Consider the following 26472-nt stretch of genomic DNA (forward strand, 5'->3'; position numbering starts at 1 on the left):
ACGATCTATCATCTATAGTCAATTGATCTGCGTCATGCCTTGTTACATCTGCTACACCATTCGGAGCTTTCACCCAACGCGACCAAAGGTCGCACCCTTGGGCCGCAGGGACGGGCGTATCATTGCGCCATTGCACTACTCTTTCTGATCGCGGTCGGCACGTACTGACCGAGGCATTTCCCCCAGCCGTGGGACGCAATGATGAGCAACCAGATTCCGCTACACGACGTCACGCCACCTGCCAAACACGCCACCGAAACCGTCGACCTCTACGCTTCGCGAGAGAAAATCTACACCCGTGCCTTCACCGGCCTGTTCCGCAACCTGCGCATGGCCGGCGGTGCCGCGCTGTTCCTGCTGTACTTCGGCACCGTGTGGCTGAGCTGGGGCGGCCATCAGGCCGTGTGGTGGAACCTGCCGGAGCGCAAGTTCTTCATCTTCGGCGCGACCTTCTGGCCCCAGGACTTCATCCTGCTCTCGGGCCTGCTGATCATCGCCGCCTTCGGCCTGTTCTTCATCACCGTCTATGCCGGGCGGGTCTGGTGCGGCTATACCTGCCCGCAAAGTGTCTGGACCTGGATCTTCATGTGGTGTGAAAAGGTCACCGAAGGCGACCGCAACCAGCGCATCAAGCTCGACAAGGCGCCCATGGGCGCGAACAAATTCCTGCGCAAATTCGCCAAGCACAGCCTGTGGCTGCTGATCGGTTTTGTCACCGGCATGACCTTTGTCGGCTACTTCTCGCCGATTCGCGAGCTGGTCATCAGCTTCTTCACCGGCGAGGCCGATGGCTGGTCGTACTTCTGGGTCGGCTTCTTCACCCTCGCCACCTACGGCAACGCCGGCTGGCTGCGCGAACAGGTGTGCATCTACATGTGCCCCTATGCGCGCTTCCAGAGCGTGATGTTCGACAAGGATACCCTGATCGTCTCCTACGACCCGCGCCGGGGCGAAGAGCGTGGCCCGCGCAAGAAAGGCGCCGACTACAAGGCCGAGGGCCTGGGCGACTGCATCGACTGCACGATGTGCGTGCAGGTCTGCCCCACCGGCATCGACATCCGGGACGGCCTGCAGATCGAGTGCATCGGTTGCGCGGCCTGCATCGACGCCTGCGACAGCATCATGGACAAGATGCAGTACCCCCGCGGGCTGATCAGCTACACCACCGAACACAACCTCTCCGGGCAGAAAACCCATAAACTGCGGCCGCGCCTGATCGGTTACGCGCTGGTACTGCTGACCATGATCGGCCTGCTGGTGGCGGCGTTCTTCATGCGTTCGCTGGTGGGCTTCGACGTCAGCAAGGACCGCGTGCTGTACCGCGAGAATGCCGAGGGGCGGATCGAAAACGTCTACAGCCTGAAGATCATGAACAAGGATCAGCGCGACCATACCTATGTCCTCGATGCCAGCGGACTGCCCGACCTGAAACTCCAGGGCAAGCGCGAAATCCATGTGGCCGCCGGCGAGATCTTCAGCATGCCGATGGAACTGTCCAGCGCCCCCGAGCAACTGCCGTCGAGCACCAACGAGGTGAAATTCACCTTGCGCGATGCCGATGACGACAGCGTTCATATTGAAGCCAAGAGCCGATTCATCGGCCCGCAAATCCGTTAAGGAAAGACACGATGCCCGCAGCCACTGCCGAAAGCCCCTGGTACAAGCACCTCTGGCCCTGGATCCTGATCGGGATCATGGCCTGTTCGGTGACCCTGACCCTGTCGATGGTGACCATTGCGGTGAAGAACCCGGACAACCTGGTCAACGACAACTACTACGAGGCAGGCAAGGGCATCAACCGCTCCCTGGACCGCGAACTGCTGGCCCAGAACCTGAAACTGCATGCCAGCGTGCATCTGGATGAGGTCACCGGGGAAGTCGACCTGCGCCTGCTGGGCAACAGCCAACCGGCCAGCGTCGAGCTGAACCTGATCTCGCCGACCCAGCCGGAGAAGGACCGCAAGGTCATCCTGAACCGCAGTGCCAGCGAGCCGGGGCGCTATATAGGGCAACTGGCCGACAAGATCGAAGGCCGGCGTTTCGTCGAGTTGCTGGGGGTCGAGGGTGACAAGACCTGGCGCATGTTCGAAGAAGAGCAGATCAGCCAGGACAAGGACCTGAAGCTGGGCGACGAGCCGCTGCAAGGCGCTGAAGAACAGAGCAAATAAATACGATCCCGCTTCTGTAGGAGCCGGCTTGCTGGCGATGCGATCTGATAGCTGACATCGTTGTCGCCTGGAAAATCGCTATCGCCAGCAAGCCGGCTCCTACAGTGACCGATGGCGCCTATGACAACCCCCACACCCTGCTACCACTGCGCCCTGCCCGTCCCTTCCGGCAGTCGCTTCACCGCTGTCGTCCTGGGCGAGCCCCGCGAGTTCTGCTGCCCGGGTTGCCAGGCGGTGGCGCAGGCCATTGTCGCCGGTGGCCTGGAACACTATTACAGCCATCGCAGCGAAACCTCGGCCAACCCCGAAACCCTGCCCGTGCAACTGATGGACGAACTGGCGCTGTACGACCGCGCCGACGTCCAGCAACCCTTTGTCCGCCACGACGGCGAACTCGCCGAAGCCACCCTGTTGATGGAAGGCATCAGTTGCGCCGCCTGTGGCTGGCTGATCGAGAAACACCTGCTCGGCCTGCCCGCCGTGGCCGAGGCGCGGCTGAACCTGTCCAATCACCGCCTGCAAGTGCGCTGGGCCGACAGCCAACTGCCGCTCAGCCAGATCCTCGGTGAACTGCGCCATATCGGCTATGCCGCGCACCCCTATCAGGCCGACCAGGCCAGCGAACAGCTCGCCAGCGAAAACCGCAAATCCCTGCGCCAACTGGGCCTGGCCGGCCTGCTGTGGTTCCAGGCGATGATGGCGACCATGGCGACCTGGCCGGAATTCAATATCGACCTCAGCCCGGAACTGCACACCATCCTGCGCTGGGTCGCGTTGTTCCTGACCACGCCCATCGTCTTCTACAGCTGCGCACCGTTCTTTCGCGGTGCCTTTCGCGACCTGCGCACCCGCCACCTGACCATGGATGTCTCGGTCTCGCTGGCCATCGGCAGCGCCTACTGCGCCGGGATCTGGACCGCCATCACCGGGGTCGGCGAGCTCTATTTCGACGCCGTGGGCATGTTCGCCCTGTTCCTGCTGGCCGGCCGCTACCTGGAACGCCGCGCCCGCGAACGCACCGCCGCCGCCACCGCGCAACTGGTCAACCTGCTGCCGGCGTCCTGCCTGCGCCTGGGGGCCGACGGCCAGAGCGAACGCATCCTGCTCAGTGAACTGCGCCTGGGTGAACGGGTGCTGGTGCATCCCGGCGCCGTGCTGCCAGCCGACGGGCGGATTGTCGATGGCCAGTCGAGCATCGACGAATCCCTGCTGACCGGCGAGTACCTGCCACAACCGCGCGCAACCGGCGATTCGGTCACCGCCGGCACCCTGAACGTCGAGAGCGCGTTGACCGTCGAGGTCCTGGCCCTTGGCCAGGACACCCGCCTGTCCGCCATCGTCCGCCTGCTCGACCGTGCCCAGAGCGAAAAGCCGCGCCTGGCGCAGATCGCCGACCGCGCCGCGCAGTGGTTCCTGCTGTTCTCGCTGATCGCCGCGGCGGTCATCGGTCTGATCTGGTGGCAACTGGACCCGACCCGGGCGTTCTGGATCGTCCTGGCGATGCTGGTCGCCACCTGCCCCTGCGCCTTGTCACTGGCCACCCCCACCGCCCTGACCGCCGCCACCGGCACCCTGCACAAACTTGGCCTGCTGCTGACCCGGGGCCATGTGCTCGAAGGCCTGAACCAGATCGACACGGTGATTTTCGACAAGACCGGCACCCTCACCGAAGGCCGCCTGACCCTGCGTTCCATCCGCCCGTTGCGCGAGCTGGACAGCGACCACTGCCTGGGCCTCGCCGCCGCCCTGGAAAACCGCTCCGAACACCCGATTGCCCGCGCCTTCGGCCGTGCCCCGCAAGCCGCCGAGGAGGTCCACGGCACACCCGGCCTGGGCCTTGAAGGGCGGGTCGGCGAACAGTTGCTGCGGATCGGCCAGGCGGCGTTTGTCTGCGAACTCGGCGCCAGCCCGCTGCCGCCGACGCCGGACGAAGCCGGACAATGGCTGCTGCTGGGCGACAGCCAAGGGCCACTGGCCTGGTTTGTCCTCGACGACCGCCTGCGTGACGACGCCCCGGCGCTGCTGGCAGCCTGCCGGGCGCGCGGCTGGCGCACGCTGCTGTTGTCCGGCGACAGCTCGCCGATGGTCGCCAGCGTCGCCGCCGAACTGGGCATCGATGAAGCCCGTGGCGGCCTGCGCCCGGACGACAAGTTGCAGGTGCTGCGCGACCTGCATCGCCAGGGCCGCAAAGTGCTGATGCTCGGTGACGGCGTGAATGACGTCCCGGTCCTGGCCGCCGCCGATATCAGCGTCGCCATGGGCACGGCCACCGACCTGGCCAAGACCAGCGCCGACGCGGTGCTGCTGTCCAATCGCCTGGGCGCCCTGGTGCAAGCCATCAGCCTGGCCCGGCGGACCCGGCGGATCATCATCGAGAACCTGGTCTGGGCCAGCCTGTACAATGGCCTGATGTTGCCGTTCGCCGCCCTCGGCTGGATCACCCCGGTGTGGGCCGCGATTGGCATGTCCATCAGTTCCCTAACCGTGGTACTCAATGCCTTGCGTCTAACCCGCCTGCCCGGCGCGCCGACACTCACAGCCACGCCAGATATCCGCCCGTTGCCGGCCTGAGCCGCGCGGGCATGGAGTTTCGATGCCAGCTCTCTACGTGATGATCCCCGCCGCGCTGCTGATCGTGGCTATCGCTGTCTACATCTTCTTCTGGGCCGTGGACAGCGGCCAGTACGACGACCTCGAAGGCCCGGCCCACAGCATCCTGTTCGACGACCAGGACCCGAAGCACACCGCCGCCGTCGAAGAAACCAAAGCCACGCCGGACAAGCACGACAAGGCTCCACCCCATGCTTGAACTGGCGCCCCTGCTGGTTTCGGCGCTGATTCTCGGCCTGCTCGGCGGCGGTCATTGCCTGGGCATGTGCGGCGGCCTGATGGGCGCCCTGACCCTGGCGATTCCCCCGGAGCAACGCAGCCGGCGCTTTCGCCTGCTGCTGGCCTACAACCTCGGACGGATTCTCAGCTATGCCAGCGCCGGCCTGCTCATCGGCCTGGCCGGCTGGGCCGTGGCCAGTAGCCCGGCGGCGCTGTTTCTGCGGGTGATCGCCGGCTTGCTGTTGATCAGCATGGGCCTGTACCTGGCTGGCTGGTGGAGCGGCCTGACCCGCATCGAAAGCCTCGGACGCGGCCTGTGGCGGCATATCCAGCCACTGGCCAACCGCCTGCTACCGGTGTCGAGCCTGCCCCGCGCCCTGCTGCTGGGTGCGCTCTGGGGCTGGCTGCCGTGCGGGCTGGTCTACAGCACCCTGCTCTGGGCGGCGAGCCAGGGCAATGCCGTCGACAGTGCGCTGTTGATGCTGGCCTTCGGCTTGGGCACCTGGCCGGTGCTGCTGGCCACCGGGCTGGCGGCGGAACGGGTCACGGCCGTGCTGCGCAAACGCAGCGTGCGCATGAGCGGCGGCCTGCTGGTGATCCTGTTCGGCCTGTGGACCTTGCCCGGCCCTCATCAACACTGGTTGATGGGGCATTAACGGCCGTTGATACAGGTCAAGATGCCCCACTGGCGCAGCCCCTAGACTCCGGATATTGCAGCCAATCCGGGGGAACGCCCGCATGCTCGACGCCATTCGTTGGGACTCAGATCTGATCCACCGCTACGACCTCGCGGGACCGCGCTACACCTCCTATCCCACGGCCGTACAATTCAACAGCCAGGTCGGCACCTTCGACCTGCTCCACGCCCTGCGCGACAGCCGCAAGGCCCTGCGACCGTTATCGCTGTATGTGCACGTGCCGTTCTGCGCGAACATCTGCTACTACTGCGCCTGCAACAAGGTCATCACCAAGGACCGCGGCCGCGCCCTGCCCTACCTGCAACGCCTGGAGCAGGAAATCCAGCTGGTCGCCTGCCACCTGAACCCGGCACAGAAAGTCGAGCAACTGCACCTGGGCGGCGGCACCCCGACCTTTCTCAGTCACGACGAACTGCGCCAGCTGATGACCTGCCTGCGCCAGCACTTCAACCTGCTGGACGACGACTCCGGCGACTACGGCATCGAGATCGACCCACGGGAAGCCGACTGGTCGACCATGGGCCTGCTCCGTGAACTGGGCTTCAACCGGGTCAGCATCGGTCTGCAGGACCTCGACCCGAATGTGCAACGGGCGGTCAATCGCCTGCAAAGCCTGGAGGAAACCCGGGCGATCATCGAGGCGGCGCGAACCCTGCAGTTTCGTTCGATCAATATCGATCTGATCTACGGCCTGCCCCGGCAAACCCCGGAACACTTCGCCCGCACCGTCGACGAGGTGATCAACCTGCAACCCGATCGCCTGTCGGTGTTCAACTACGCGCACCTGCCCGAGCGCTTCATGCCGCAACGACGGATCGACGGCAACGAACTGCCGGCGCCGGCCGACAAGCTGGAAATGCTCCACCGCACCATCGAGCAGCTCACCGCCGCCGGCTACCGCTATATCGGCATGGACCACTTCGCCCTGCCCGACGACGAGCTGGCGATTGCCCAGGAAGAGTCGACCCTGCAACGCAATTTCCAGGGCTACACCACCCACGGCCATTGCGACCTGATCGGCCTCGGCGTCTCGGCCATCAGCCAGATCGGCGACCTCTACTGCCAGAACAGCAGCGACCTGAACCAGTACCAGAACACCCTCGCCAGTGCACAACTGGCCACCAGCCGCGGCTTGCTGTGCAACGCCGACGACCGTCTGCGCCGGGCGGTGATCCAACAGATCATCTGCAACTTCAGCCTGGAATTCGCCGATATCGAGGGCCAGTTCAATATCGACTTCGGCGGTTATTTCGCCGCGCTCTGGCCACGCCTGACGGAAATGGCCACGGACGGCCTGATCGAGCTCGACAGCCAGCGACTCACGGTCCTGCCGGCCGGACGCTTGCTGGTCCGTTCGGTGTGCATGGTTTTCGATGCGTATCTGGAACAGCAGAACCGCCAGCGTTTTTCGCGAGTGATCTGAAGGGGCGACTGGTTTGCCGTGGCCAGGTGCCGGAATCGCACAGTGCGATTCAGGCAAACCCAAGCCAGGATCCGAGTGAGAGGACGGCGATCGCCCACGGCACGGGTGCGCCATTTTGGCGCAGGCTGGCCCGAGTGACCCTTGCTGGGTTACCCTTACGTCTTATGTGTGTTTTCCCACAAGGATTTAAGAAATGTCCGACCCCGTGAAATTGCGCACCCACAGTCAGGCCCATTGCAAGGATTGCAGCCTGGCCCCTCTCTGCCTGCCACTTTCGCTGAACCTGGAGGACATGGATGCGCTGGACGAAATCGTCAAGCGTGGCCGACCACTGAAGAAAGGCGAGTTCCTGTTTCGTCAGGGCGACACGTTCGGCTCGGTCTATGCCGTGCGCTCCGGGGCGCTGAAGACCTTCAGCCTGAGCGACGGCGGCGAAGAACAGATCACCGGCTTTCATTTGCCGAGCGAACTGGTCGGCCTGTCGGGCATGGACACCGAGACCTATCCGGTTTCGGCCCAGGCACTGGAAACCACCTCGGTGTGTGAGATTCCCTTCGAGCGCCTGGACGAACTGGCCCTGCAACTGCCGCAACTGCGCCGGCAGTTGATGCGGGTGATGAGCCGGGAAATCCGTGACGACCAGCAAATGATGTTGCTGCTGTCGAAAAAGACCGCCGACGAGCGCATCGCGACTTTCCTGGTCAACCTCTCGGCGCGCTTCCGCGCCCGGGGTTTCTCGGCCAACCAGTTCCGCCTGAGCATGTCGCGCAACGAGATCGGCAATTACCTGGGGCTGGCGGTGGAAACCGTCTCGCGGGTCTTTACCCGCTTTCAGACCAACGAGTTGATCGCCGCCGAAGGCAAGGAAGTGCATATCCTCGACCCGATCCAGCTCTGTGCGCTGGCGGGTGGGTCGCTGGAGGGCTGATCCGACCTTTGTGGAGACCGTCTCGTCACGGTCAACGCGGTCCATTGTAGGAGCCGGCTTGCTGGCGATAGCGATTCTCCAGACGACAACGATGTCGGCTGTCAGATCGCATCGCCAGCAAGCCGGCTCCTACAGGTACGGTGTTTCACCGTGAAATGCCGTCGGCTAGCCCAGCACTTCACTCAGTGGGATAAAGTTCACCCAATCACCTTCCACCAGGGTGCTCTCCTCCAAGACCTCGACCAACCCCTCGGCCCACGCCGCACTACGCAGCACGCCGGAGCTCTGGTTGCGGTAGATGATCGCCCGACCGTTTTCCAGACGCCCGCGCAGGTATTCGCGGCGATTGCCCGGCTTGGGCCAGACAAACCCGGCCGGCACCTTGAACTGCAACGGCTGGACCTCCTGAACGCCTTGCCGGCGCAACAGATAAGGCCGGGCCAGCAACGCAAAGGTGACCAGGGTCGAAGCCGGATTGCCCGGCAGGCCGATCACCGGCACCCCGCGAAAATGCCCGAAGGTCAGGGGTTTTCCCGGTTTGATCGCCAGCTTCCACAGCTCCAGCTCACCCGCTTCACGCAAGGCGATCCCGAGAAAATCGGCCTCGCCCACCGACACCCCGCCCGTGGACAGGATCAGGTCGACATCGCCCAACTGCGTCAGACGCTGGCGGGTCGCATCCAGGTCATCCGGCAAAATCCCGGCATCCAGCACTTCGCAGCCCTGGCGCGTCAACCAGCTGCACAGCAACACGCGGTTGCTGTTGTAGATCTGTCCCGGCCCCAGCGGCTGGCCCGGTTCGATCAACTCGTCGCCGGTGGACAGCACGGCCACCCGCACCCGCCGCACCACGTTCAGTTCGGCACAGCCCAGGGACGCCGCCAAGCCCTGCTCGATCGGCCCCAAGCGGGTCCCGGCGGTCAGTATCACTTCACCCACCGTGGTTTCCTGGCCCTGGGGCCGGATATTCTGTTCAGCCACCAGCGCTTCGATAAAGCGCACCCGCCCATCGGCGAGTACTTCGGCATTTTCCTGCATTTCAACGCAGTCGGCGCCCGCCGGCACCGGGGCGCCGGTAAAGATCCGCGCGCAAGTACCCGGCTGTAAAGGTTCCGGAGCCTGCCCGGCAAAAATGCGCTGGCTGACCGGCAGCGGCTCGCCGTGCCAATCGGCCAGGCGCAGGGCGTAACCGTCCATGGCGCTGTTGGGCCAGGGCGGCAGGTCGAGGCCGGAAATCAGGTCCTCGGCCAGCACCCGACCGTCGGCCTGCGCCAACGGCACGCGCTGCGCCTCACGGATCGGCGCCGCCTCGGCCAGTTCCAGCAGACGGGCCAGGGCGACTTCCACCGGCATCAGTGCACCGAGCTTGCCCGGCTTACCCACGGGATTCACAAGGCGCCGCCTGTTTCAGATGGGGGACGAAGTTGCATGGACGATGGCGTGAATCCAGCTGCTCGGCGAGGATCCCGTCCCAGCCGGTACGCACCGCGTTGGTCGAACCCGGCAGGCAGCAGACCAGGGTGCCGTTGGCCAGGCCGGCCAGGGCCCGGGACTGCACGGTGGAGGTGCCGATATCCGCCACGGAGATCTGCCGGAACAGCTCGCCAAAGCCGTCGACCTGTTTGTCCAGCAGGCAGGCTACGGCTTCCGGGGTGCTGTCGCGCCCGGTAAAGCCGGTGCCGCCGGTGATCAGCACGACCTGGACCACGTCTTCGGCAATCCAGGTGGCGACCTGCGCGCGAATCCGGTAGAGGTCGTCCTTGAGCAAGACTCGCTCGGCCAGACGATGTCCGGCGGCGGTCAGGCGGTCGACGAAGACCTGCCCCGAGGTGTCGGTGTCGAAGGTACGGGTGTCACTGACGGTCAAGACCGCGATGTTCAGGGGTACGAAAGGTGTATCAGCCTTGGCTTTCATAGGCTCGGTCCAGTTGTATGGAGGAACAGCCCGGTGTTATATCACAGCGTCCCTTTTGATCGCTGCTGTCGAGACTACTGCCTATGCCCGTAAACGACCTTTCCATTCTGCTCCTGGCCGGCGGTCGCGGCCAACGCATGGGCGGCCAGGACAAAGGCCTGCTGGAGTGGCGCGGGCAACCGCTGATCGCCCATCTGCACGCCGTGGCGCGACCGCTCACGGATGACCTGATCATCTCCTGCAACCGCAACCCGGAGCGCTACGCGGCCTATGCCGACCGGCTGGTGAACGACGACAGCGACGACTTTCCCGGCCCGCTGGCCGGCATTCGCGCGGGCCTCGCGGCGGCTCGCCACGGGCATCTGCTGGTGCTGCCCTGCGATGTACCGCAGATCGACGCCACCTTGCTCACGGCCATGCTCGACGCCATGCGCCGCGATCCGAGCCGACCGCTGATGCTGCGCCAGGGCGAACATTGGGAACCGCTGTTGTGCGTGATCCCCACGGCCCATGCCGGGGTGTTCGAAAGCGCCTGGGCCCTGGGTGAACGCAGCCCGCGCAAGGTCATGCTGCAACTGCAGGCCCAGGCCCTGCAGTGCCCGTCGGATGATCCCCGCTTGGCCAATCTGAACACCCCGCAGCTGCTGCAATCGGCGGATTGCTCATCTGATGAGCCCCCGCAAGGAACTTGCTGAGCCTATATCCGTCAGAAACTATCAATCAGTGTTGTAATCCATCAGCTCTGAACATCAATCAACGCTATCCTCAAAAATACCTTTTCCGGAGAAGTACCATGACGCAACGGACTCTTGCCGCACTCCTGCTGACAACCGCCCTTGCCGGCCTCGCCGGTTGCTCGTCGCCGACGGTGATCACCTTGAATGACGGGCGTGAAATCCAGGCGGTGGACACCCCGAAATTCGACGAGGACTCAGGGTTCTACGAATTCAAGCAACTGGACGGTAAAAAGACCCGCATCAACAAGGACCAGGTGCGTACCGTCAAGGAGCTGTAAGCCCTCTGGCACTTGCAACACAGAGCCCGCCTTGCGCGGGCTCTGTCGTTTTTGCCCGACGGCGACGACGTGCAGGCATAACCCTCGGGTACGGCCTATTCTATGAGAATCCCCCCACCCGGGTTCATTCCTCTTCCGGTAGCTGAATCATGAAAGTCCTGATGCTGCACGGCCTTAATCACCATCTGTTCGGCAAGTGCGAGCCGATACGCCATGCGGGCATCACCCTGGAACAGATCGACGCGCGCCTGCGCACCCTGGCCCGGGAGCTGGACGTGGATGTCACCAGTTTCCAGACCAACAGCGAGGGGGCGATGTGCATCCGTATCCGCCAAGGCGCCCGCGAACAGGTCGACGCGGTGCTGATCAATGCCGGTGCCTGGGCCCACAGCAGCTACGATATTCGCGACGCGCTGGCGCACTTGTCGGTCCCGGTGATCGAGTTGCACATGGCCAATATCAATCGCAACGAACCCTTGCACCAGCCGTCGGTGCTGGCCGAAGTGGCCCGGGGCCAGATCTGTGGTTTTGGCGTCGACAGCTACCTGCTCGGCCTGCGGGCCGCGGTGAGCGCGGCACAGGCCCAGGCCCAGGCCGTTCATTGACGGCCGCCAGCATCACCAGTGCAGGACGATCTCGCTCTCGAAGCAGCGCTCCTGGCCGCTGATCGGATCAAGGAAGCGCAAGCCCTGGGCCAACAGCTTGAGTGGGTTGGCGTAGTCATCCACGGCATCCTTGAGCACCTGTGGATAAAACGGGTCATTGCAGATACCCGCGCCCAGTGCCGCCATGTGCACCCGTAACTGATGCTTCTTGCCCGTCACCGGATACAGCCCGTAGCGCCACAAATCGCCATTTTTCTCAGCCACCTCGACAGCGGTTTCGGTATTGCTGGTACCGGTCCCTTCGCGCATGCGGAAAAATGGTTCGCCTTCCACCAGGCGGCTTTTGTGCACCAACGGGAACGACAGGTTCGGCAAGGCCCGGGCAATCGCCTCGTAGCGTTTTTCAATCTGCCGGGTGGGAAACAGCGACTGATAGGCCGAGCGGCTCGCGGGATTGGCCGAAAACAACACCAGGCCGGCGGTGTGCCGGTCGATCCGGTGCAACGGCACCAGGTTCGGATTGTCCAGACGGTGGATAAGGCGTCGCAACAAGGTTTGCTCGACATATTCGCCGGCCGGTGTGACCGGCAGGAAATGCGGCTTGTCCGCCACCACCAGGTGTTCATCGGCGTAGAGAATCGTCTCGCTCACCGGAATCGGCGTCTCGTTCGGCACCTCGCGGAAGTAGTGAATGCGCAAGCCTTCGCGGTAAGGCAACTGCGCGCTGATGGCCACGCCCCCGGCGTCCAGCACCCGGCCACGGGCAATGCGATCGAGCCATTGCTCGCGGCTGATCGCCTTGAAGTGTTCACACAGACAGTCCAGCACCGTGGCCCACGAACCGGGTGGCAGGTACAAGGTGCTGGCCTGGTGCTCGGCGGCATTGAAGGGCAAGGCAGACATGACAGGACTCGAACGGCTGGGCAAGCCGGCATTATCCCGCAAGACCCCGGCAGAACCTAGGCTCGCGCTAACACAATCCAGGCGCCCGCCGCCCTGCCCGCGCCTCAGCCCGAGGCGATCTTGCTGCCCAGCAGCTTTGCACCCGCCGCCTCGGTGTAGTCCTTCAGCCAGCGCAACACATCCACCGCCTCCCAGCGCCCCGGATCGTAAAGGGCGTACAACAAGCCCTGGTAACCCACCACATCCAGTTGCCGGTGATAACCCGCGCGCTGGAACAGCGCTTCGATTTCCGCGAAACAGGTGTTGAAATGCAACTTGTTGAACGGTGTCTTGCCTTCCGTTACCAGCCCGTCCAGGCGCAACTCGAGTACCGCCTCACGCACCACATCAGCGGACATGCGGTTCACGCTGGATTTCAATTGTTCGACATTGAGCATGCTTTAACCCTCTTTATCTCTCTGGATTCCGTTCCCGGGTGCGCACGTCAGGGTGGGCATCCTGTCCCAACACCGGAACGAAAACTGTATAAACATACAGTAACTGATTTTTTGATGACCCGCCAACCGATTGCCGCCGGCCGGCAGCCTTCATGATTCCCTGGGATGGACTTTCCCATAGACGTTGCCGCCGATGAACGAGCCCACCGTGCCGAGGATCACCATGGCGTAGGTCCCACCATCGATCTTTCCATACCAGGTCAACGCCGCGGTGCTTACGCCAACCACCACGGTGGCCAGGAACTTGCGACCGCCCAGTTGGTTGACCAGCAGAATGGACCTCCCTTTCATTTCATTTCCTCCCTGGCACCACTGGAACGTGCTGCCTCAAACGTCATGCAGCGACGTAAGCACAGTCGTTTTTCCAGCGCAACCACAGGTAATTTGATGAAACAGAAGGGCCGGCCGCAGTGCCGCGGCCAGCGTTCGAGGGGTCAAAAGCGCCCGTTCAGGCGGGGAAGAAAGTCAGAGCAGAAAGGTCACGACCTGCTCGACCTCGAAGGGCCATTCCAGCTCGGCCCCCGTGTCCACCCGGCGCAGGACCGGGATACGCAAGCCATAGGCATCGAACAGGGCTTCGCTGTCGGCGATATCCACCAGTTCCACCAGCAGGCCGTGATCGACCAGCGGCATCAGCAGGGCTTCGGCGACTTCACAGAGGTGGCAACCCAGGGTGCCGAACAGCTGGCATTCAGGAAGCATGGCAAGGGTCCGGGACAAGATGAAGACTTATTCTAGGTCCGCCATCCGGGTCAGTCGAGCGACGAAACGGCCTTCAGAGCAGGAAGCGCACACGCCGGCTGACGAGGATCAGCAACGGCGCGACGACTAAAGCCAGGAGCAGCACCACCGCGGTCAGGGTATTGCCGTACGCCAGTCCCGCCGACAACGCCCCGTAGAGGAACAACGGGTGCACATAGTAGAGCGCGGAGGACAGCTTGGCCTTGAGGTTGCTGCTGGAGGCGCGGAAAAACACGAACGGCAACAGGAACAACGCCGACGTGACCAGCGGCAACGATGCCAGGAAATCGAAGTTCTGCCGGGCATCGGCCTGATGCGAGTAATTCAGCCAGGCTTCGCCAAACAGCAGGGCCAGGCCGAGCGCCAATGCCAGGCAGACCTTTCCCCGGGTAGCCCGTTCCGGCACTCCGTGACGGGCCAGGAGAAACCCCAGCGCCATGAACGGAAAGCCCATGAACAGGAAATTCCGCGCGGTGTAGTCGTTCTGGTTGAAATGCTGGAGAAAGGCGTTGGGCAGCTCGAAATAGACCCGGGAATATTGCAGCACCAGGCCGACCACAAAGGCACTCGACGCCAGCGCCAGCAGCAGGCCCGTGGGTCGCTTGCGCAACAGGTAGAGGATCAGGCCGCCACCGAGCATGCCAACCAGGTACCAGAGGTGGAAGTAACCGATCACGAACTGCTTCAATATTCCCAGCACGCCGCCGACACTGCCCAGGTCGGCGAAGCTCACATAGATCGGGCTGTAGACCAGCATCCAGAGCAGATACAACTGCAGGCCGCGCTTGAACCAGAGTGCAAACGAGTGCCCGGAGGCGAGGGTCTGCCACAGGTAATAACCATTGATGACAAAAAAGGTCGGCACCGCCACGCGGAACAAGCCATTGCACAGCAAGTAACCCACCGCAGTGTAGTTGCCGCCCATGAAATGGCAATGCAGCACCACGACAAATATCGCCAGCAGGACTTTCAAGGCATCCAGATTGCCGTTAAGGACTTTAGGCATTCTCATTTTCCGTCCGGCAACGGATCGGACGATTTATGGGGCGAGACGGTCCGAAACCGTCGTTTGCAGTAAGCTGTCGCCCGATCGAGCACCGGTTTTTCAAAAAACGAGTAGCCGACCCAGCCGTAACCCCAGACCGCGAGCATCATCAGGATCAGGAACACCACATTGTCCTCGATGTGGGTCGGCCAGTTGCCGATGATCTGCCAGGCCCGGCCCACCACGCCGAGCACCAGCAAATGCGAGAGATAGATGGTGTAAGACATGTCACCGGTGAAGACCAGAAAACGCGGGCAGCGGATCAACTGACGCCGCTCCAGCAAGGCCAGCGACAGGGTCAGGGCGCCGAATACCAGCCCCACCGACAGCATTCTCGGCAAGCCCTCGGTGGAGAACAGCGCATAGTGCCCGATCAAGGCAAAGCCCGGCACCAGCGCCGCCACCAGGACCAGCCAGAGCACCGCGTTCGGCACTTTGGCACTGTGCCGACCATAGAAGAACAGCGCCGCCGCGCTGCCGATAATGAATTCCAGCGCATAGGGGTGCAGGATAATCTTCAGCGCCGAGGAATAGTCGCGCCAGGAATCCACCAGGTTGAACGCCACCAGCGACACCGCCCAGGCCAGCAGCAACAGCGGCAAGCCGCGCTCGCGAAACCCCAGCAGCAGGCTGAACACCAGGTAGAACCACAACTCGAACACCAGCGACCAGGCCACCATCACCAGCAGCACCCGGTCATTGGGCAGCAGCAGGAACGAGTACCACAGGTTGGAGCCGCCGTGGGAACTGTTGACCAGCATCGGCTGGAGCAGATAGACCACCAGCGTAATAAAGAAGTACAGCCAGTAGTTGGGGTAGATCCGCGAGACCCGGTTGAACAGGAAACGCTGGGCCTGGACCCGGTCCTGGAAGCGGCCACGGGTGACGATCACCATGACGAAGCCGCTGATGACAAAAAACAGGTCCACGCCCAACTGGAAAAAATCCACCCACGCCGGCAGCAAGGTATCGCCGCCGGAGTACTTGTGCTCGACCGCCGCCATGTGAAACAAGACCACGCCCAGCACTGCCGCGCCTCTCAAGCCTTGCAGTGAATAAAGACGCTCCATAGACCTCTCCGTTCGACGGGAACCCGGCCACACGCCCCCCTGATCTGGGGTTGATCATAGCGAACCGAGTCGGATTAGTCCTGACTCACCGCACCGATCTTGTGAATCGACAGATCGGCACCGTAATACTCCTCTTCCTGGCTCAAGCGCAGGCCATGCACGGCCTTGATCGCGCCATACACGGTAAAGCCACCGACCAGCGCCACCACCACCCCCAGCGCTGTGCCGATCAACTGGCTGACCAGGCTGACGCCCCCCAGGCCGCCCAGCGCCTGCTGGCCGAAGATCCCGCAGGCAATCCCGCCCCAGCCCCCACACAGGCCGTGCAACGGCCAGACGCCGAGCACATCGTCGATCTTCCACTGGCTCTGGGCCGCGATAAAACACCAGACGAACAACCCGCCCGCCACCAGGCCGGTCACCAGCGCGCCCACCGGGTGCATCAGGTCGGAACCGGCACAGATCGCCACCAGTCCGGCCAGGGGGCCGTTGTGCAGGAAGCCCGGGTCGTTGCGGCCGATGATCAGCGCCGCCACCGTGCCGCCCACCATCGCCATCAACGAATTGACCGCCACCAGTCCGCTCACCCCTTGCAGGGTCTGCGCGCTCATGACATTGAAGCCGAACCAGCCGACGATCAGGATCCACGAACCCAGGGCCAGGAACGGAATGCTCGACGGCGCGAACGCCACCAGCCTTCCTTCGCGGTAGCGACCTTGGCGCGGCCCCAGCAACAGCACCGCCGCCAGCGCCAGCCAGCCGCCCATGGCGTGCACCACCACGGAGCCGGCGAAGTCATGGAAGCTGGCGCCAAAGCGCGCCAGCAGCCAGGCTTGCAGGCCAAAATTGCCGTTCCAGACCAGGCCTTCGAAAAACGGGTAGACAAAGGCCACGATCAAGGCAGTGGCGCACAACTGCGGGGCAAACCGCGCGCGCTCGGCAATTCCGCCGGAAATGATCGCCGGAATCGCCGCCGCGAAGGTCAGCAGGAAGAAGAACTTCACCAGGCCATAACCGTGGTCGCCACTGATTTGCGCCGCCGGCTGCAAAAAGCTCACGCCGTAGGAAATCCAGTAGCCTATAAAGAAATAGGCCAACGTCGAGATCGCGAAGTCGCTGAGGATTTTCGACAAGGCGTTGACCTGGTTCTTTTGCCGAACGGTGCCGACCTCGAGAAAGGCGAAACCGGCGTGCATGGCCAGGACCATGACCGCCCCGAGCAGAATGAACAGGGTGTTGGAACCGTGGACCAGGGTGTCCACAGCGCTTTGCAAGTTTTCCATGGAGACGGCAGACCTGAAGTCAGGGAAAGCACCAAAGCAGTTCGATCGCCGCGCATTTCGCACCAGATTGGCGCCAACCCGTGCCGAGAGCGAACCGCTTTGGCGCAGGACAAAACACGAAGCGCGAGGAACCCTTGGGTTTTTTCCGCGTTTTTTGATTATTTGAGGTATGGTTTTCGCAGGCCAGGGCTCCAGGGCGCCCAAATACAGCGCACACGCCCGGCACAACGCACCAGCACAAAGCAAAAGCTGTACCAGCCAATCGCAGTGAACCTTCAGCCAAGGCCCGCACTCGAAACCTGCACAGACTTTTCACGGACGCTTTTTCACGGAGATACACCTGATGGCTCGCAAAACGGCACAGACAGCTCAAGAAGTACTGATGGCTGACTTCCAGACCCTGGTCAGCGACACCGAACGCCTGCTCGAACACACCGCCAGCCTCGCCGGCGACCAGGCCGATGAGTTGCGCACGCAGATTCACGAAAGCCTGCTCAAGGCCCGCGAAACCCTGCAACTGACCGAAGCCTCGCTGCGCGATCGTGGCCAGGCGGCGGTCGACGCGACCGAAGCCTACGTCCAGGCCAAACCCTGGCAGTCCATCGGGATTGCCGCCGGTATCGGCTTTATCGTCGGCCTGCTGGCGACGCGGCGCTGATATGGCTGGGGATGAATCGAGCGGCAGCGGCGCCTCGAGTCGCCGCCTGGGCGCGGCTTTCCTCGGCCTGTTGCACAGCCATGTGGAATTGTTCGGCATCGAGCTCCAGGAGCAGAAGGCCCGGACCGTCAGCCTGTTGCTGTTCGCCGGGTTGACCCTGGTGTTCGGCCTGTTGCTGCTGGTGGGGCTGTCGGCGCTGGTGCTGATCCTGCTCTGGGACACGGCGCGCCTGGCCGGGATCATCGGCCTCTGCGTGTTTTACATCCTGGCCGCGCTGTTCTGCGCCCTGCGCCTGAAAGCGGCGATCTTCGATGAGTCGTCGCCCTTCCATGCCACCCTTGAAGAGTTGGCCAACGACCGCGAGCGACTGCTGCCATGAGCCTGCCCGAACTGACGCACATCCATACCCGGCGTGACATGCGCAAGGCGTTGATCCGCCTGCGCATGGAAATGCATCGCCAGGAAATCCGCCATGAGTCCCGCGAACTGCTGCAACCCTTGCAGCGCATCCGTGGCCTGGGCCAGAACTGGCAGGCCAACCTGGGCCTCAAGCACGCGCCCTTGTGGGGAATCGGCATCGTGACGCTGCTGGGCTTCATGGGCGGCAGGGGCGCCAAGGGCGGCGGCGTGGACAGTCTGTCGCGCTGGGCACGCCTGGGTGCCAGCCTGTTGCCGCTGATTCGGCTGGTAGTGCGGGACGGCTCGCCGAAACGCTGATTGTGTGAATCTGGCTACATTCTTGCAATAGCCATACGGTTGAGCGCAAACCTTTGCGCTCGCGCTCAACCTCTGCCTTGCCCGCCGCAGCCAGACCCATGAGACCCAGCCCAAGGAGGCACCGTGATCGACGGGCAACCGCTCGCCTGCTTTCAGCCGTTCATCGATACCGCCACCGGCCGTATCGCCGGTGTCGAGGCCCTCGGCCGACTGCGCCAGGCCAACGGGCAACTGACCTCCGTGGGCCCCCTGTTCGCCGATCCGCGAAGCCCTTCCGCCGCGCTGCGACGCCTGGACCGGCAGATCCGCGACAACGCCCTCAGCCGGCTGCACGAAGCGCCCCCGGACTGGTTCCTGAGCCTGAACATGTCGCCGCGCTGGATCAGCCGCCTGAGCAACGGCCAGGCCCTGCCGAGCCTCAAGCAACTGGCGCAGCACAATGTCGATCCACGGCGCATCGTCTTTGAGATCACCGAACTGGGGGGCGACAGCCTGCGCCTGGCGGACGTGGTCAAGCGCTATCGAGAGGCCGGCGCGCGCATCGCCATCGACGATTTCGGCGCCGGTTATTCGCAACTCGATCGGGTGCTGGCCTTGCAGCCGGACATTCTCAAGCTCGACATGCGCCTGTTCCAGGCCGCGGCCCGCGGCGGCCCCAGCAGCGAAGTGGTCAAGGCCCTGGCGCAAATGGCGGAAAAGACCGGCTGCTGGATCATCGCCGAAGGCGTGGAAACCGAGGCCGAGCTGAATTTCGCCCTGGAATGCGGCTCGCGCTACGTCCAGGGTTATCTGTTCGCCAAGGCCGAGCTGGATTTCTTTGCCACCGATGCCTTTGTCGAGCGCTTCGCCGAACTGCGCGAGCGTTATGTGCAACAGAAGCTGGCCGAACGCGCGCGCCTGATGAACCTGCGCCAGCAACTGGTCGGACTCATGGCCACGCTGCAGAGCTGGGCCCAGGCCCAGGCACCGCTCAGCCAGCTGCCACGGCCCGACGGCTACCCCTGGCTGCTGCGTTTCTACCAATGCGATCGCCACGGCACCCAACTCACGCCCAATCTGGAATGGCGCCACAACGCCTGGCAGGCCGACAGCAGCTACCTGGGCCACAACTGGTCCTGGCGGCCCTACTTCTATCACCTGCTGGCCGAAGGCTGGGATGAACGTCGGCTGATCCTCTCCAGCACCTATCGCGACGCCACCAGCAACCAGTATTGCCTGACCGCCGGGCAATTCTTCGACAACGGCCAGCGACTGCTGCTGATCGACATCGACGCCGCCGATTTATAAATTTGCTTGCATGGTTTTGCTTGCAGCCCGGCCCGCTAAACGGGAAGCTGGGGCATCAGTCACCGACGGAGAGCCCCGCCTTGGATTGGCACACCCTGCTTACCCGCGAACGCCTCGGGAAATCGCTGCACAGCCCTGAAGAACTGGGCCGCAGCCCCTTCCACAAAGACCACGACCGCATCATCTTCTCCGGGGCCTTCCGGCGCCTGGGGCGCAAGACCCAGGTCCACCCGGTGACCAGCAACGACCATATCCATACCCGCCTGACCCACTCGCTGGAAGTCAGTTGCGTCGGTCGTTCCCTGGGCATGCGCGTCGGTGAAACCCTGCGCGACGCCCTGCCCGACTGGTGCGAACCGAGCGATCTGGGCATGGTCGTGCAATCGGCCTGCCTGGCCCATGACATCGGCAACCCGCCGTTCGGCCACTCCGGCGAGGACGCCATCCGCCACTGGTTCCAGCAGGCGGCGGGACGTGGCTGGCTGGACGGCATGAGCGTGGCCGAAGGCAATGACTTCCTCAATTTCGAAGGCAACGCCCAGGGCTTCCGGGTCCTGACCCAGCTGGAGTATCACCAGTTCGAAGGCGGCACCCGCCTGACCTACGCCACCCTCGGCACCTACCTCAAGTACCCGTGGACGGCGCGCCACGCCGACTCCCTGGGCTACAAGAAACACAAGTTCGGCTGCTACCAGAGCGAACTGCCGATCCTCGAGCAGATCGCCCACAAACTCGGCTTGCCGCAGCTGGAGGAACAGCGCTGGGCCCGCCACCCGCTGGTCTACCTGATGGAGGCCGCCGACGACATCTGCTACGCCCTGATCGACCTCGAAGACGGCCTGGAAATGGACCTGCTCGAATACGCCGAGGTCGAGTCCCTGCTACTCGGCCTGGTGGGCGACGACCTGCCGGAAACCTACCGCCAACTCGGGCCGCAGGACTCGCGGCGACGCAAGCTGGCGATCCTGCGCGGCAAGGCCATCGAACACCTGACCAACGCCGCCGCTCGAGCCTTCGTCGAGCAGCAGGATGCCCTGCTGGCCGGGACGCTCTCGGGGGACCTGGTCGAACATATGCACGGTCCGGCCAAACGCTGCGTGCTCAACGCCAAGGACATCGCCCGCAAGAAAATCTTCCAGGACAAGCGCAAGACCCTCCATGAGATCGGCGCCTACACCACCCTGGAAATCCTCTTGAACGCCTTCTGTGGCGCCGCCCTGGAACAACACGGCGGGCGCACGCCGTCGTTCAAGCACCGGCGCATCCTCGACCTGCTCGGCAACAGCGCCCCCCGGCCCGAGTGGCCGCTGCACGCCTCGTTCCTGCGGGTGATCGACTTCATCGCCGGCATGACCGACAGCTATGCCAGTGAAATGGCCCGGGAAATGACCGGTCGCTCCAGCCCGGTCTGAGACCCTGCCGCCCGCCCCTGGTCAGGGCGGGGCGGTTAGCGGGATAAAACCTACACCGGCGAGAGAATGAGCTGATTGATCATGGCTTCGGCCCACTGAAATAATTGCTTTCCTCTTATGTCTGCCGCCCACACTCAAGCTGACCTGCCATTCAACAAGCGCCCGATTCCAGGCATATTTTCCTACACAGCGCCTACCTATGTAGCCTTCTCCCGAGTCGACAGGTCGCCCGGAAAACACCATGCCCAAACACAACTTACGCGTGTTGCTGGTAGAGGATCACCCCTTTCAACTGGCCGCCACCCAGAGCCTGCTCAACAGCTATGGCTTTCACGCCCTGACCCCGACGCTCAACGCCCGGGAAGCCTTGAGTGCGTTGAGTTCGGCACCTACACCGTTCGACCTGATGTTGTGCGACCAGTGCCTGCCGGACGTCCTCGGGCTGGACCTGATCGAGACCGCCTGCCGCAGCGGCATGATCAAGCAGGCAATCCTGCTCAGCAGCCTCAGCAGCGAAGAACTCGCGGCCCTCAGCGCCCTCGCGCTGGAGCGACAGCTGCCCTTGCTCGGCTGCCTGAGCAAACCGCTGAACGGCCTTGCCCTGCAAAGCGCCCTGGGCCTGGACCGCTACCCCCATGAGGCGTGCGGCGGCGCCGAGCCCTGACCCTGCGGCGAACCTCACCTCGCGCGCCGACGTGACATACCCACGTCTGGCCCCAGCTCCGCCCCGGGGCTGTAGTGGGAAAAACATGCCTACTAGAAAGTAGGATATTTCCCAAAAATTTATAAGACCTTATAAATCATTAGCCATTCTGTATAACCACTCTGCGCATACTGAACAGCTCTTCTCTTTCAAACTTGCGCCATCCGTAAGTCGAAACCCTATTTAAAGTAGGAATATTCCTATACTACCTCTGTAGGGCCTTCCCTTCATGCGCCCGCTTGTCCAACTGAGCTAAGGTTCGCGCTTTCCAAGCAGCTCGTATGGGACTTTATTATGAACTCGGTTTTTATCGTCGACGACCACCCCGTTGTCCGCCTGGCCATCAGGATATTGTTGGAACAAGAGGATTGTTATGAAATAGTCGGGGAAACCGATAACGGTGTCGACGCGATGCAAATGGTCCGCGAATGTATGCCGGACCTGGTGATCCTCGATATCAGTATCCCCAAACTCGACGGCCTGGAGGTGCTGGCCCGCTTCAATGCGATGAATTCGCCGCTCAAGACCCTGGTGCTGACGGCGCAGACGCCCAACCTGTTCGCCATGCGCTGCATGCAGTCCGGCGCCTCGGGTTATGTCTGCAAGGCCGAAGACTTGAGCGAGCTCCTGAGCGCGATCAAGGCAGTACTGTCCGGCTACAATTACTTCCCAAGCCAGGCGTTGATCGGTGCACGAAAAGAGGGGCCGGAAAATCCGGAGATCGAACTATTCAAACTCGTCAACGATCGGGAACTGATGGTCCTGCAACTGTTTGCCCAGGGCCGGACCAACAAGGAAATCGCCAAGGGCATGTTTCTCAGCAACAAGACTGTCAGTACCTACAAGAAAAGACTCATGCAAAAACTCAAGGCCAAATCCCTGGTAGAGCTTATCGAGATGGCCAAACGCAACGCGGTAGTGTGAGAAAACCAATGCCCATGCGCATAAAGGACTATCTGATGGTGATCACAGGCTTGTGCCTGTGCCTGTCAGCGCTTGCAGAGACCCCAAGTGTCACCCACTTCTCATTACTCAGCCGTTCAAGCGCCAGCCACATGGAGGTCGCGCTGGACAAGGAGCAACGGCGCTGGGTCGAGGACAAGCGCGAGCTGGTGCTCGGCACCTCCGCCCCGGACTACCCGCCTTTCGACATGACCGTCAGCGGCCATGACTACGAAGGCATCACCGCCGACTACGCCGGTATCCTGGCCAAGGCCCTGGGCCTGCCGATCAAGGTGCAGAGCTTCGCCACCCGCGAAGCCGCCATCAGTGCCCTCGAACAAGGCCAGATCGACCTGCTCGGCAGCGCCAACGGCTTCGAGGCGGTGAACAAGAACATCGCGCTCTCGATCCCCTATGCCATCGACCAGCCGGTGCTGGTCACCCGTGAAGACGAAACCCGCGCCCTGAGCGATGGCCTGGCGGGCATGCGCCTGAGCATGGTCTACCACTACCTGCCACTGGACGAGATCAAGAGCCTTTATCCCAACGCCACGCTGCAGTTCTACCCCTCCTACCTGAACGCACTCAATGCCGTGGCGTTCGACCAGGCCGACGTGTTCCTCGGCGATACCATCTCGACCCACTACCTGATCAACAAGGGCTATTTGCGCAATGTGAAAATGGCCAACTTCGGCAAGCACGAGGCCTACGGTTTCAGCTTTGCCGTGCGCGGTGACAACGCCGCCCTGCTGGGCGCGGTCAACGCGACCCTGAAGGCGATCCCCACCAGCGAGCGCGAGAATATCGCCCGTCGCTGGAGCGCCGGCAGCGACATCCTGCTGACCGACCACAAACTGCAGTTGACCGCACGCGAAGAGCGCTGGATCAAGGAGCACCCGGTGGTTCGCGTGGTGGTCAACGAAGCCCTGGCGCCGATCACCTTCTTCGATGCCGACAACAGCTTCCGTGGCGTCACCGCCGACCTGCTGGAACTGATCCGCCTGCGCACCGGCCTGCGTTTCGACGTGCAGCGCTCGCGCAGCCTGGACGACATGATCAATCGGATCAAAAACAATCAGGCCGACATAATCGCCGCCGTCAGCCCGACCAATGAACGCGAGGACGTCCTGCATTTCAGCCGGCCGTACATGGAAAACTCGTTCGTGCTGCTGACTGCCAAAGGCCGCGACAACGTCAACAACCTCGATCAGATGCAAGGCCGGCGCCTGGCGGTGATTCGCGGCAACCCGCTGATCGAGTACCTGCGCAGCGATTTCCCGGAGATCAAGCTGATTGAAACCGACGACAGCCTCCAGGCGGTCGAACTGCTCGCCCAGGGCCAGGCGGAGGGCGCGGTGAGTTCACTGGTGATCGCCAACTACCTGATCGCTTCGCAAACCTTCGACGACAAGCTGCAGATCAGCGCGACCATCGGCACCCAACAGGCGATCTTCGCCCTGGCCACCGCCCGCGGGGCCACGGAGCTGGGCTCGATTCTCGACAAGGCGCTGCTGAGCATCGCCCCGGACGAACTGGGTATCATCAACAGTCGCTGGCGCGGCTACACCCCATCGTCCGAGAGCTACTGGCGCAACTACCATCGGCTGATCCTGCAGATCGTCATGGGGGCTGGCGCGCTGCTGTTGCTCTCCCTCGGCTGGAACGCCTACATGCGCCGCCAGATCAGGCAACGGCAACTGGCCGAACGGGCCCTGAGCGACCAGTTCGAGTTCATGCGCGCGCTGGTCAACGGCACCCCGCACCCCATCTATGTGCGTGATCGCGAAGGCCTGTTGCAGACCTGCAACGACAGCTACCTGCAAGCCTTCTCGACCAAGCTCGAGGATGTGATCGGCAAGCGGGTCATGGACGCCTACCAGGGCAACGCCTTCGAGGCCCGGGAATACCAGGCCGATTACCAGCGGGTGATGGACGAGGGCACGGCGCAGATCTGCGACCGCACCCTGCATATCGGCGACCGCCGGATGACCATCTATCACTGGATCCTGCCCTACCGCAATTCGCTGGGCGAGGTGCAGGGCATCATCGGCGGCTGGATCGACATCAGCGAACGCCGCGAACTGTTCGACGAACTGCGCGCAGCCAAGGATCAGGCCGACAGCGCCAACCGCGCCAAGAGCACCTTCCTGGCGACCATGAGCCACGAAATCCGCACGCCGATGAACGCGGTGATCGGCATGCTCGAACTGACCCTCAAGCGCGCCGACCAGGGCCACCTCGATCGCCCCGCCATCGAAGTCGCCTACAACTCGGCCAAGGATCTGCTGGAACTGATCGGCGATATCCTCGATATCGCCCGCATCGAGTCCGGCCGCCTGAGCCTGTCCCCGGAACGGGTCAACCTCGGCGAGCTGGTGGAATCGGTGGTCCGGGTCTTCGATGGCCTGGCACGGCAGAAGCAACTGGACCTGGTGGTGCAGTTGCCCGAACGGCAGAGCATCGGCGACATCCTGATCGATCCGCTGCGCTTCAAGCAGATCCTTTCCAACCTGATCAGCAACGCCATCAAGTTCACCGAGCAGGGCCAGGTCACCATCTCATTGCTGATGCAGCCCACCGCGGTGGCGCAACGGACGAACATGACCCTGACCGTCCAGGACAGCGGCATCGGCATCAGCGCCGCCGACCAGGCCCGGCTGTTCGAACCCTTTGTCCAGGCCGACAACTCCGGCCACCTGGCCCGTAGCGGCGCCGGCCTGGGCCTGGTGATCTGCCGCAGCCTGTGCGAAATGATGGGCGGCACCCTGAGCCTGTCCAGCGTCCCCGGCGAAGGCACCCGCGTGCTGGTGACCCTGGAACTGGACAGCCTCGAAGCCACGCAAGGCATCGTCCAGCGCGATCCGGAACTGGCCCCGACGCTGCAGGCGCTGAATGTCCTGGTGGTGGATGACCACCCGGCCAACCGCCTGTTGATGTGCCAGCAACTGGGCTTTCTCGGCCACTCGTTCAGCACCGCGCAGAACGGCGCAACCGGCTTGCAGGCGTGGAAAGACGGACATTTCGACCTGGTGATCGTCGACTGCAACATGCCGGTCCTGAACGGCTACGAGATGACCCGCCGCCTGCGCGAGCACGAAGCCAGCCATGACCTCCCGGCCTGCGCGGTGTTCGGCTTCACCGCCAATGCCCAACCCGAGGAACGCACCCGCTGCAAGGAAGCCGGCATGAACGACTGCCTGTTCAAACCCATCAGCCTGACCACCCTCAACCAGAAACTCGCCGACGTCACGCCACGCCCGCGCCGGGCGGCTTTCAGCCTCGACGGCCTGCGCGCCCTGACCGGAGGCGAACCGCTGCTGATGCGCCGCCTGATCGACGAGCTGCTGAGCAGTTGCCAGGCAGACCGCGAGGAGTTGCTCGGACTGCCCATCAGCGGCAACCTGATCCCACTGATCGACATGGCCCACAAGATCAAGGGCGCGGCGCGGATCGCCCAGGCCAACGAGCTGGTGGAACACTGCACAACCCTGGAAACAGAGTGCCAGGAGGAAGCACCGACAGCGCGGATCGAAGCCGCCCGGCAGGCGATTGTGCAGGCATTGCTCGAGCTCGAAACGGCCTTGCGCGAGCACACCGACCTGCCGCCGGAAAAAATGCCCGGCCAGTAGCACA

27 protein-coding genes are annotated in these 26472 nt (G+C 63.1%); 18 read left to right on the forward strand and 9 right to left on the reverse strand.

What is annotated here, in order from left to right:
* The first annotated feature begins 201 nt into the window (after window positions 1-201).
* The 7 genes from ccoG to fnr all read left to right on the forward strand — a co-directional run bounded on the left by ccoG (window position 202) and on the right by fnr (window position 8046).
* A complete protein-coding gene (ccoG, locus tag CWE01_RS11125) occupies window positions 202-1617 on the forward strand; it encodes a cytochrome c oxidase accessory protein CcoG (RefSeq protein WP_100940962.1) in 1416 nt (471 codons plus the stop codon).
* 11 nt (window positions 1618-1628) lie between these two features.
* Complete coding sequence (locus CWE01_RS11130) at window positions 1629-2168, forward strand: FixH family protein (RefSeq protein WP_100940580.1); 540 nt, start codon at window positions 1629-1631, stop codon at window positions 2166-2168.
* A gap of 120 nt (window positions 2169-2288) precedes the next feature.
* Window positions 2289-4739: a heavy metal translocating P-type ATPase gene (locus CWE01_RS11135; RefSeq protein WP_100940581.1), complete on the forward strand. Its 2451-nt coding sequence runs from the start codon at window positions 2289-2291 to the stop codon at window positions 4737-4739.
* A 22-nt stretch (window positions 4740-4761) separates the two neighbouring features.
* Window positions 4762-4977 carry a cbb3-type cytochrome oxidase assembly protein CcoS gene (gene ccoS / locus CWE01_RS11140; protein ID WP_100940582.1) on the forward strand — a complete coding sequence of 72 codons (216 nt, stop codon included), beginning with the start codon at window positions 4762-4764 and terminating at the stop codon, window positions 4975-4977.
* Window positions 4970-5653, forward strand: a complete 684-nt coding sequence (locus CWE01_RS11145; protein ID WP_100940583.1) for a sulfite exporter TauE/SafE family protein — start codon at window positions 4970-4972, stop codon at window positions 5651-5653. Before ccoS ends, CWE01_RS11145 begins: the two co-directional genes overlap by 8 nt.
* A gap of 82 nt (window positions 5654-5735) precedes the next feature.
* Window positions 5736-7118, forward strand: a complete 1383-nt coding sequence (hemN, locus tag CWE01_RS11150) for an oxygen-independent coproporphyrinogen III oxidase (protein WP_100940584.1) — start codon at window positions 5736-5738, stop codon at window positions 7116-7118.
* 193 nt (window positions 7119-7311) lie between these two features.
* A complete protein-coding gene (gene fnr, locus CWE01_RS11155) occupies window positions 7312-8046 on the forward strand; it encodes a fumarate/nitrate reduction transcriptional regulator Fnr (protein ID WP_100940585.1) in 735 nt (244 codons plus the stop codon).
* A gap of 165 nt (window positions 8047-8211) precedes the next feature.
* Here the strand turns inward: fnr and glp are convergent, their stop codons facing one another.
* Both glp and moaB read right to left on the reverse strand, forming a co-directional pair.
* Window positions 8212-9399: a gephyrin-like molybdotransferase Glp gene (glp, locus tag CWE01_RS11160; protein WP_177410472.1), complete on the reverse strand. Its 1188-nt coding sequence runs from the start codon at window positions 9397-9399 to the stop codon at window positions 8212-8214.
* Between the two features lie 22 nt (window positions 9400-9421).
* Window positions 9422-9961, reverse strand: coding sequence for a molybdenum cofactor biosynthesis protein B (gene moaB / locus CWE01_RS11165; protein WP_100940587.1), 540 nt, complete (start codon window positions 9959-9961; stop codon window positions 9422-9424).
* A gap of 83 nt (window positions 9962-10044) precedes the next feature.
* Between moaB and mobA the strand changes: the two genes are divergently transcribed.
* The 3 genes from mobA (at window position 10045) to CWE01_RS11180 (ending at window position 11581) form a co-directional block, all read left to right on the forward strand.
* Window positions 10045-10656: a molybdenum cofactor guanylyltransferase MobA gene (gene mobA / locus CWE01_RS11170; protein WP_100940588.1), complete on the forward strand. Its 612-nt coding sequence runs from the start codon at window positions 10045-10047 to the stop codon at window positions 10654-10656.
* Between the two features lie 98 nt (window positions 10657-10754).
* On the forward strand, window positions 10755-10976 hold the full coding sequence (locus CWE01_RS11175; RefSeq protein WP_100940589.1) for a YgdI/YgdR family lipoprotein: 222 nt from the start codon (window positions 10755-10757) through the stop codon (window positions 10974-10976).
* A 149-nt stretch (window positions 10977-11125) separates the two neighbouring features.
* The gene (locus CWE01_RS11180; RefSeq protein WP_177145163.1) at window positions 11126-11581 is read left to right on the forward strand and encodes a type II 3-dehydroquinate dehydratase; all 456 of its coding nucleotides are present in this window, start codon (window positions 11126-11128) and stop codon (window positions 11579-11581) included.
* Between the two features lie 12 nt (window positions 11582-11593).
* Here CWE01_RS11180 and CWE01_RS11185 read toward each other — a convergent pair whose 3' ends face one another.
* From CWE01_RS11185 to CWE01_RS11215, 7 genes are all read right to left on the reverse strand, one after another.
* Complete coding sequence (locus CWE01_RS11185) at window positions 11594-12484, reverse strand: pseudouridine synthase (RefSeq protein WP_100940591.1); 891 nt, start codon at window positions 12482-12484, stop codon at window positions 11594-11596.
* 104 nt (window positions 12485-12588) lie between these two features.
* Window positions 12589-12921, reverse strand: a complete 333-nt coding sequence (locus tag CWE01_RS11190; protein ID WP_100940592.1) for a transcriptional regulator — start codon at window positions 12919-12921, stop codon at window positions 12589-12591.
* A gap of 150 nt (window positions 12922-13071) precedes the next feature.
* A complete protein-coding gene (locus CWE01_RS11195) occupies window positions 13072-13272 on the reverse strand; it encodes a hypothetical protein (RefSeq protein WP_100940593.1) in 201 nt (66 codons plus the stop codon).
* 174 nt (window positions 13273-13446) lie between these two features.
* Window positions 13447-13683, reverse strand: a complete 237-nt coding sequence (locus tag CWE01_RS11200) for a glutaredoxin family protein (RefSeq protein ID WP_100940594.1) — start codon at window positions 13681-13683, stop codon at window positions 13447-13449.
* 73 nt (window positions 13684-13756) lie between these two features.
* Complete coding sequence (locus CWE01_RS11205) at window positions 13757-14728, reverse strand: acyltransferase family protein (protein ID WP_100940595.1); 972 nt, start codon at window positions 14726-14728, stop codon at window positions 13757-13759.
* Window positions 14729-14730: 2 nt separating this feature from the next.
* The gene (locus tag CWE01_RS11210) at window positions 14731-15837 is read right to left on the reverse strand and encodes an acyltransferase (protein ID WP_100940596.1); all 1107 of its coding nucleotides are present in this window, start codon (window positions 15835-15837) and stop codon (window positions 14731-14733) included.
* A 74-nt stretch (window positions 15838-15911) separates the two neighbouring features.
* A complete protein-coding gene (locus tag CWE01_RS11215; RefSeq protein WP_100940597.1) occupies window positions 15912-17120 on the reverse strand; it encodes an ammonium transporter in 1209 nt (402 codons plus the stop codon).
* A gap of 343 nt (window positions 17121-17463) precedes the next feature.
* On the opposite strand from CWE01_RS11215, the gene CWE01_RS11220 reads away from it, so the two are divergent.
* From CWE01_RS11220 to CWE01_RS11255, 8 genes are all read left to right on the forward strand, one after another.
* Window positions 17464-17778: a YqjD family protein gene (locus tag CWE01_RS11220; protein ID WP_100940598.1), complete on the forward strand. Its 315-nt coding sequence runs from the start codon at window positions 17464-17466 to the stop codon at window positions 17776-17778.
* A 1-nt stretch (window position 17779) separates the two neighbouring features.
* Window positions 17780-18157 (forward strand): phage holin family protein, encoded by a 378-nt coding sequence (locus tag CWE01_RS11225; RefSeq protein WP_100940599.1) that lies wholly within the window; start codon window positions 17780-17782, stop codon window positions 18155-18157.
* On the forward strand, window positions 18154-18495 hold the full coding sequence (locus CWE01_RS11230; RefSeq protein WP_100940600.1) for a hypothetical protein: 342 nt from the start codon (window positions 18154-18156) through the stop codon (window positions 18493-18495). Before CWE01_RS11225 ends, CWE01_RS11230 begins: the two co-directional genes overlap by 4 nt.
* A 123-nt stretch (window positions 18496-18618) precedes the next feature.
* The gene (locus CWE01_RS11235; protein WP_100940601.1) at window positions 18619-19782 is read left to right on the forward strand and encodes an EAL domain-containing protein; all 1164 of its coding nucleotides are present in this window, start codon (window positions 18619-18621) and stop codon (window positions 19780-19782) included.
* 80 nt (window positions 19783-19862) lie between these two features.
* On the forward strand, window positions 19863-21194 hold the full coding sequence (locus CWE01_RS11240; protein ID WP_100940602.1) for a deoxyguanosinetriphosphate triphosphohydrolase: 1332 nt from the start codon (window positions 19863-19865) through the stop codon (window positions 21192-21194).
* A 241-nt stretch (window positions 21195-21435) separates the two neighbouring features.
* The gene (locus CWE01_RS11245; protein WP_100940603.1) at window positions 21436-21858 is read left to right on the forward strand and encodes a response regulator; all 423 of its coding nucleotides are present in this window, start codon (window positions 21436-21438) and stop codon (window positions 21856-21858) included.
* 333 nt (window positions 21859-22191) lie between these two features.
* On the forward strand, window positions 22192-22821 hold the full coding sequence (locus CWE01_RS11250; RefSeq protein WP_040064687.1) for a response regulator transcription factor: 630 nt from the start codon (window positions 22192-22194) through the stop codon (window positions 22819-22821).
* A gap of 8 nt (window positions 22822-22829) precedes the next feature.
* Window positions 22830-26468, forward strand: coding sequence for a transporter substrate-binding domain-containing protein (locus CWE01_RS11255; RefSeq protein WP_100940604.1), 3639 nt, complete (start codon window positions 22830-22832; stop codon window positions 26466-26468).
* Window positions 26469-26472 lie beyond the last annotated feature (4 nt).

Origin of the sequence: Pseudomonas sp. QS1027, from assembly GCF_002814235.1 — a bacterium.
Classification (GTDB): Bacteria; Pseudomonadota; Gammaproteobacteria; order Pseudomonadales; family Pseudomonadaceae; genus Aquipseudomonas.

What these genes read in the sequence shown, in the direction of transcription:
- ccoG (WP_100940962.1), top strand. Translation starts at nt 202, where the DNA reads ATGAGCAACCAGATTCCGCTACACGACGTCACGCCACCTGCCAAACAC.
- CWE01_RS11130 (WP_100940580.1), top strand. Translation starts at nt 1,629, where the DNA reads ATGCCCGCAGCCACTGCCGAAAGCCCCTGGTACAAGCACCTCTGGCCC.
- CWE01_RS11135 (WP_100940581.1), top strand. Translation starts at nt 2,289, where the DNA reads ATGACAACCCCCACACCCTGCTACCACTGCGCCCTGCCCGTCCCTTCC.
- ccoS (WP_100940582.1), top strand. Translation starts at nt 4,762, where the DNA reads ATGCCAGCTCTCTACGTGATGATCCCCGCCGCGCTGCTGATCGTGGCT.
- CWE01_RS11145 (WP_100940583.1), top strand. Translation starts at nt 4,970, where the DNA reads ATGCTTGAACTGGCGCCCCTGCTGGTTTCGGCGCTGATTCTCGGCCTG.
- hemN (WP_100940584.1), top strand. Translation starts at nt 5,736, where the DNA reads ATGCTCGACGCCATTCGTTGGGACTCAGATCTGATCCACCGCTACGAC.
- fnr (WP_100940585.1), top strand. Translation starts at nt 7,312, where the DNA reads ATGTCCGACCCCGTGAAATTGCGCACCCACAGTCAGGCCCATTGCAAG.
- glp (WP_177410472.1), bottom strand. Translation starts at nt 9,399, where the DNA reads ATGCCGGTGGAAGTCGCCCTGGCCCGTCTGCTGGAACTGGCCGAGGCG.
- moaB (WP_100940587.1), bottom strand. Translation starts at nt 9,961, where the DNA reads ATGAAAGCCAAGGCTGATACACCTTTCGTACCCCTGAACATCGCGGTC.
- mobA (WP_100940588.1), top strand. Translation starts at nt 10,045, where the DNA reads ATGCCCGTAAACGACCTTTCCATTCTGCTCCTGGCCGGCGGTCGCGGC.
- CWE01_RS11175 (WP_100940589.1), top strand. Translation starts at nt 10,755, where the DNA reads ATGACGCAACGGACTCTTGCCGCACTCCTGCTGACAACCGCCCTTGCC.
- CWE01_RS11180 (WP_177145163.1), top strand. Translation starts at nt 11,126, where the DNA reads ATGAAAGTCCTGATGCTGCACGGCCTTAATCACCATCTGTTCGGCAAG.
- CWE01_RS11185 (WP_100940591.1), bottom strand. Translation starts at nt 12,484, where the DNA reads ATGTCTGCCTTGCCCTTCAATGCCGCCGAGCACCAGGCCAGCACCTTG.
- CWE01_RS11190 (WP_100940592.1), bottom strand. Translation starts at nt 12,921, where the DNA reads ATGCTCAATGTCGAACAATTGAAATCCAGCGTGAACCGCATGTCCGCT.
- CWE01_RS11195 (WP_100940593.1), bottom strand. Translation starts at nt 13,272, where the DNA reads ATGAAAGGGAGGTCCATTCTGCTGGTCAACCAACTGGGCGGTCGCAAG.
- CWE01_RS11200 (WP_100940594.1), bottom strand. Translation starts at nt 13,683, where the DNA reads ATGCTTCCTGAATGCCAGCTGTTCGGCACCCTGGGTTGCCACCTCTGT.
- CWE01_RS11205 (WP_100940595.1), bottom strand. Translation starts at nt 14,728, where the DNA reads ATGCCTAAAGTCCTTAACGGCAATCTGGATGCCTTGAAAGTCCTGCTG.
- CWE01_RS11210 (WP_100940596.1), bottom strand. Translation starts at nt 15,837, where the DNA reads ATGGAGCGTCTTTATTCACTGCAAGGCTTGAGAGGCGCGGCAGTGCTG.
- CWE01_RS11215 (WP_100940597.1), bottom strand. Translation starts at nt 17,120, where the DNA reads ATGGAAAACTTGCAAAGCGCTGTGGACACCCTGGTCCACGGTTCCAAC.
- CWE01_RS11220 (WP_100940598.1), top strand. Translation starts at nt 17,464, where the DNA reads ATGGCTCGCAAAACGGCACAGACAGCTCAAGAAGTACTGATGGCTGAC.
- CWE01_RS11225 (WP_100940599.1), top strand. Translation starts at nt 17,780, where the DNA reads ATGGCTGGGGATGAATCGAGCGGCAGCGGCGCCTCGAGTCGCCGCCTG.
- CWE01_RS11230 (WP_100940600.1), top strand. Translation starts at nt 18,154, where the DNA reads ATGAGCCTGCCCGAACTGACGCACATCCATACCCGGCGTGACATGCGC.
- CWE01_RS11245 (WP_100940603.1), top strand. Translation starts at nt 21,436, where the DNA reads ATGCCCAAACACAACTTACGCGTGTTGCTGGTAGAGGATCACCCCTTT.
- CWE01_RS11250 (WP_040064687.1), top strand. Translation starts at nt 22,192, where the DNA reads ATGAACTCGGTTTTTATCGTCGACGACCACCCCGTTGTCCGCCTGGCC.
- CWE01_RS11255 (WP_100940604.1), top strand. Translation starts at nt 22,830, where the DNA reads ATGCCCATGCGCATAAAGGACTATCTGATGGTGATCACAGGCTTGTGC.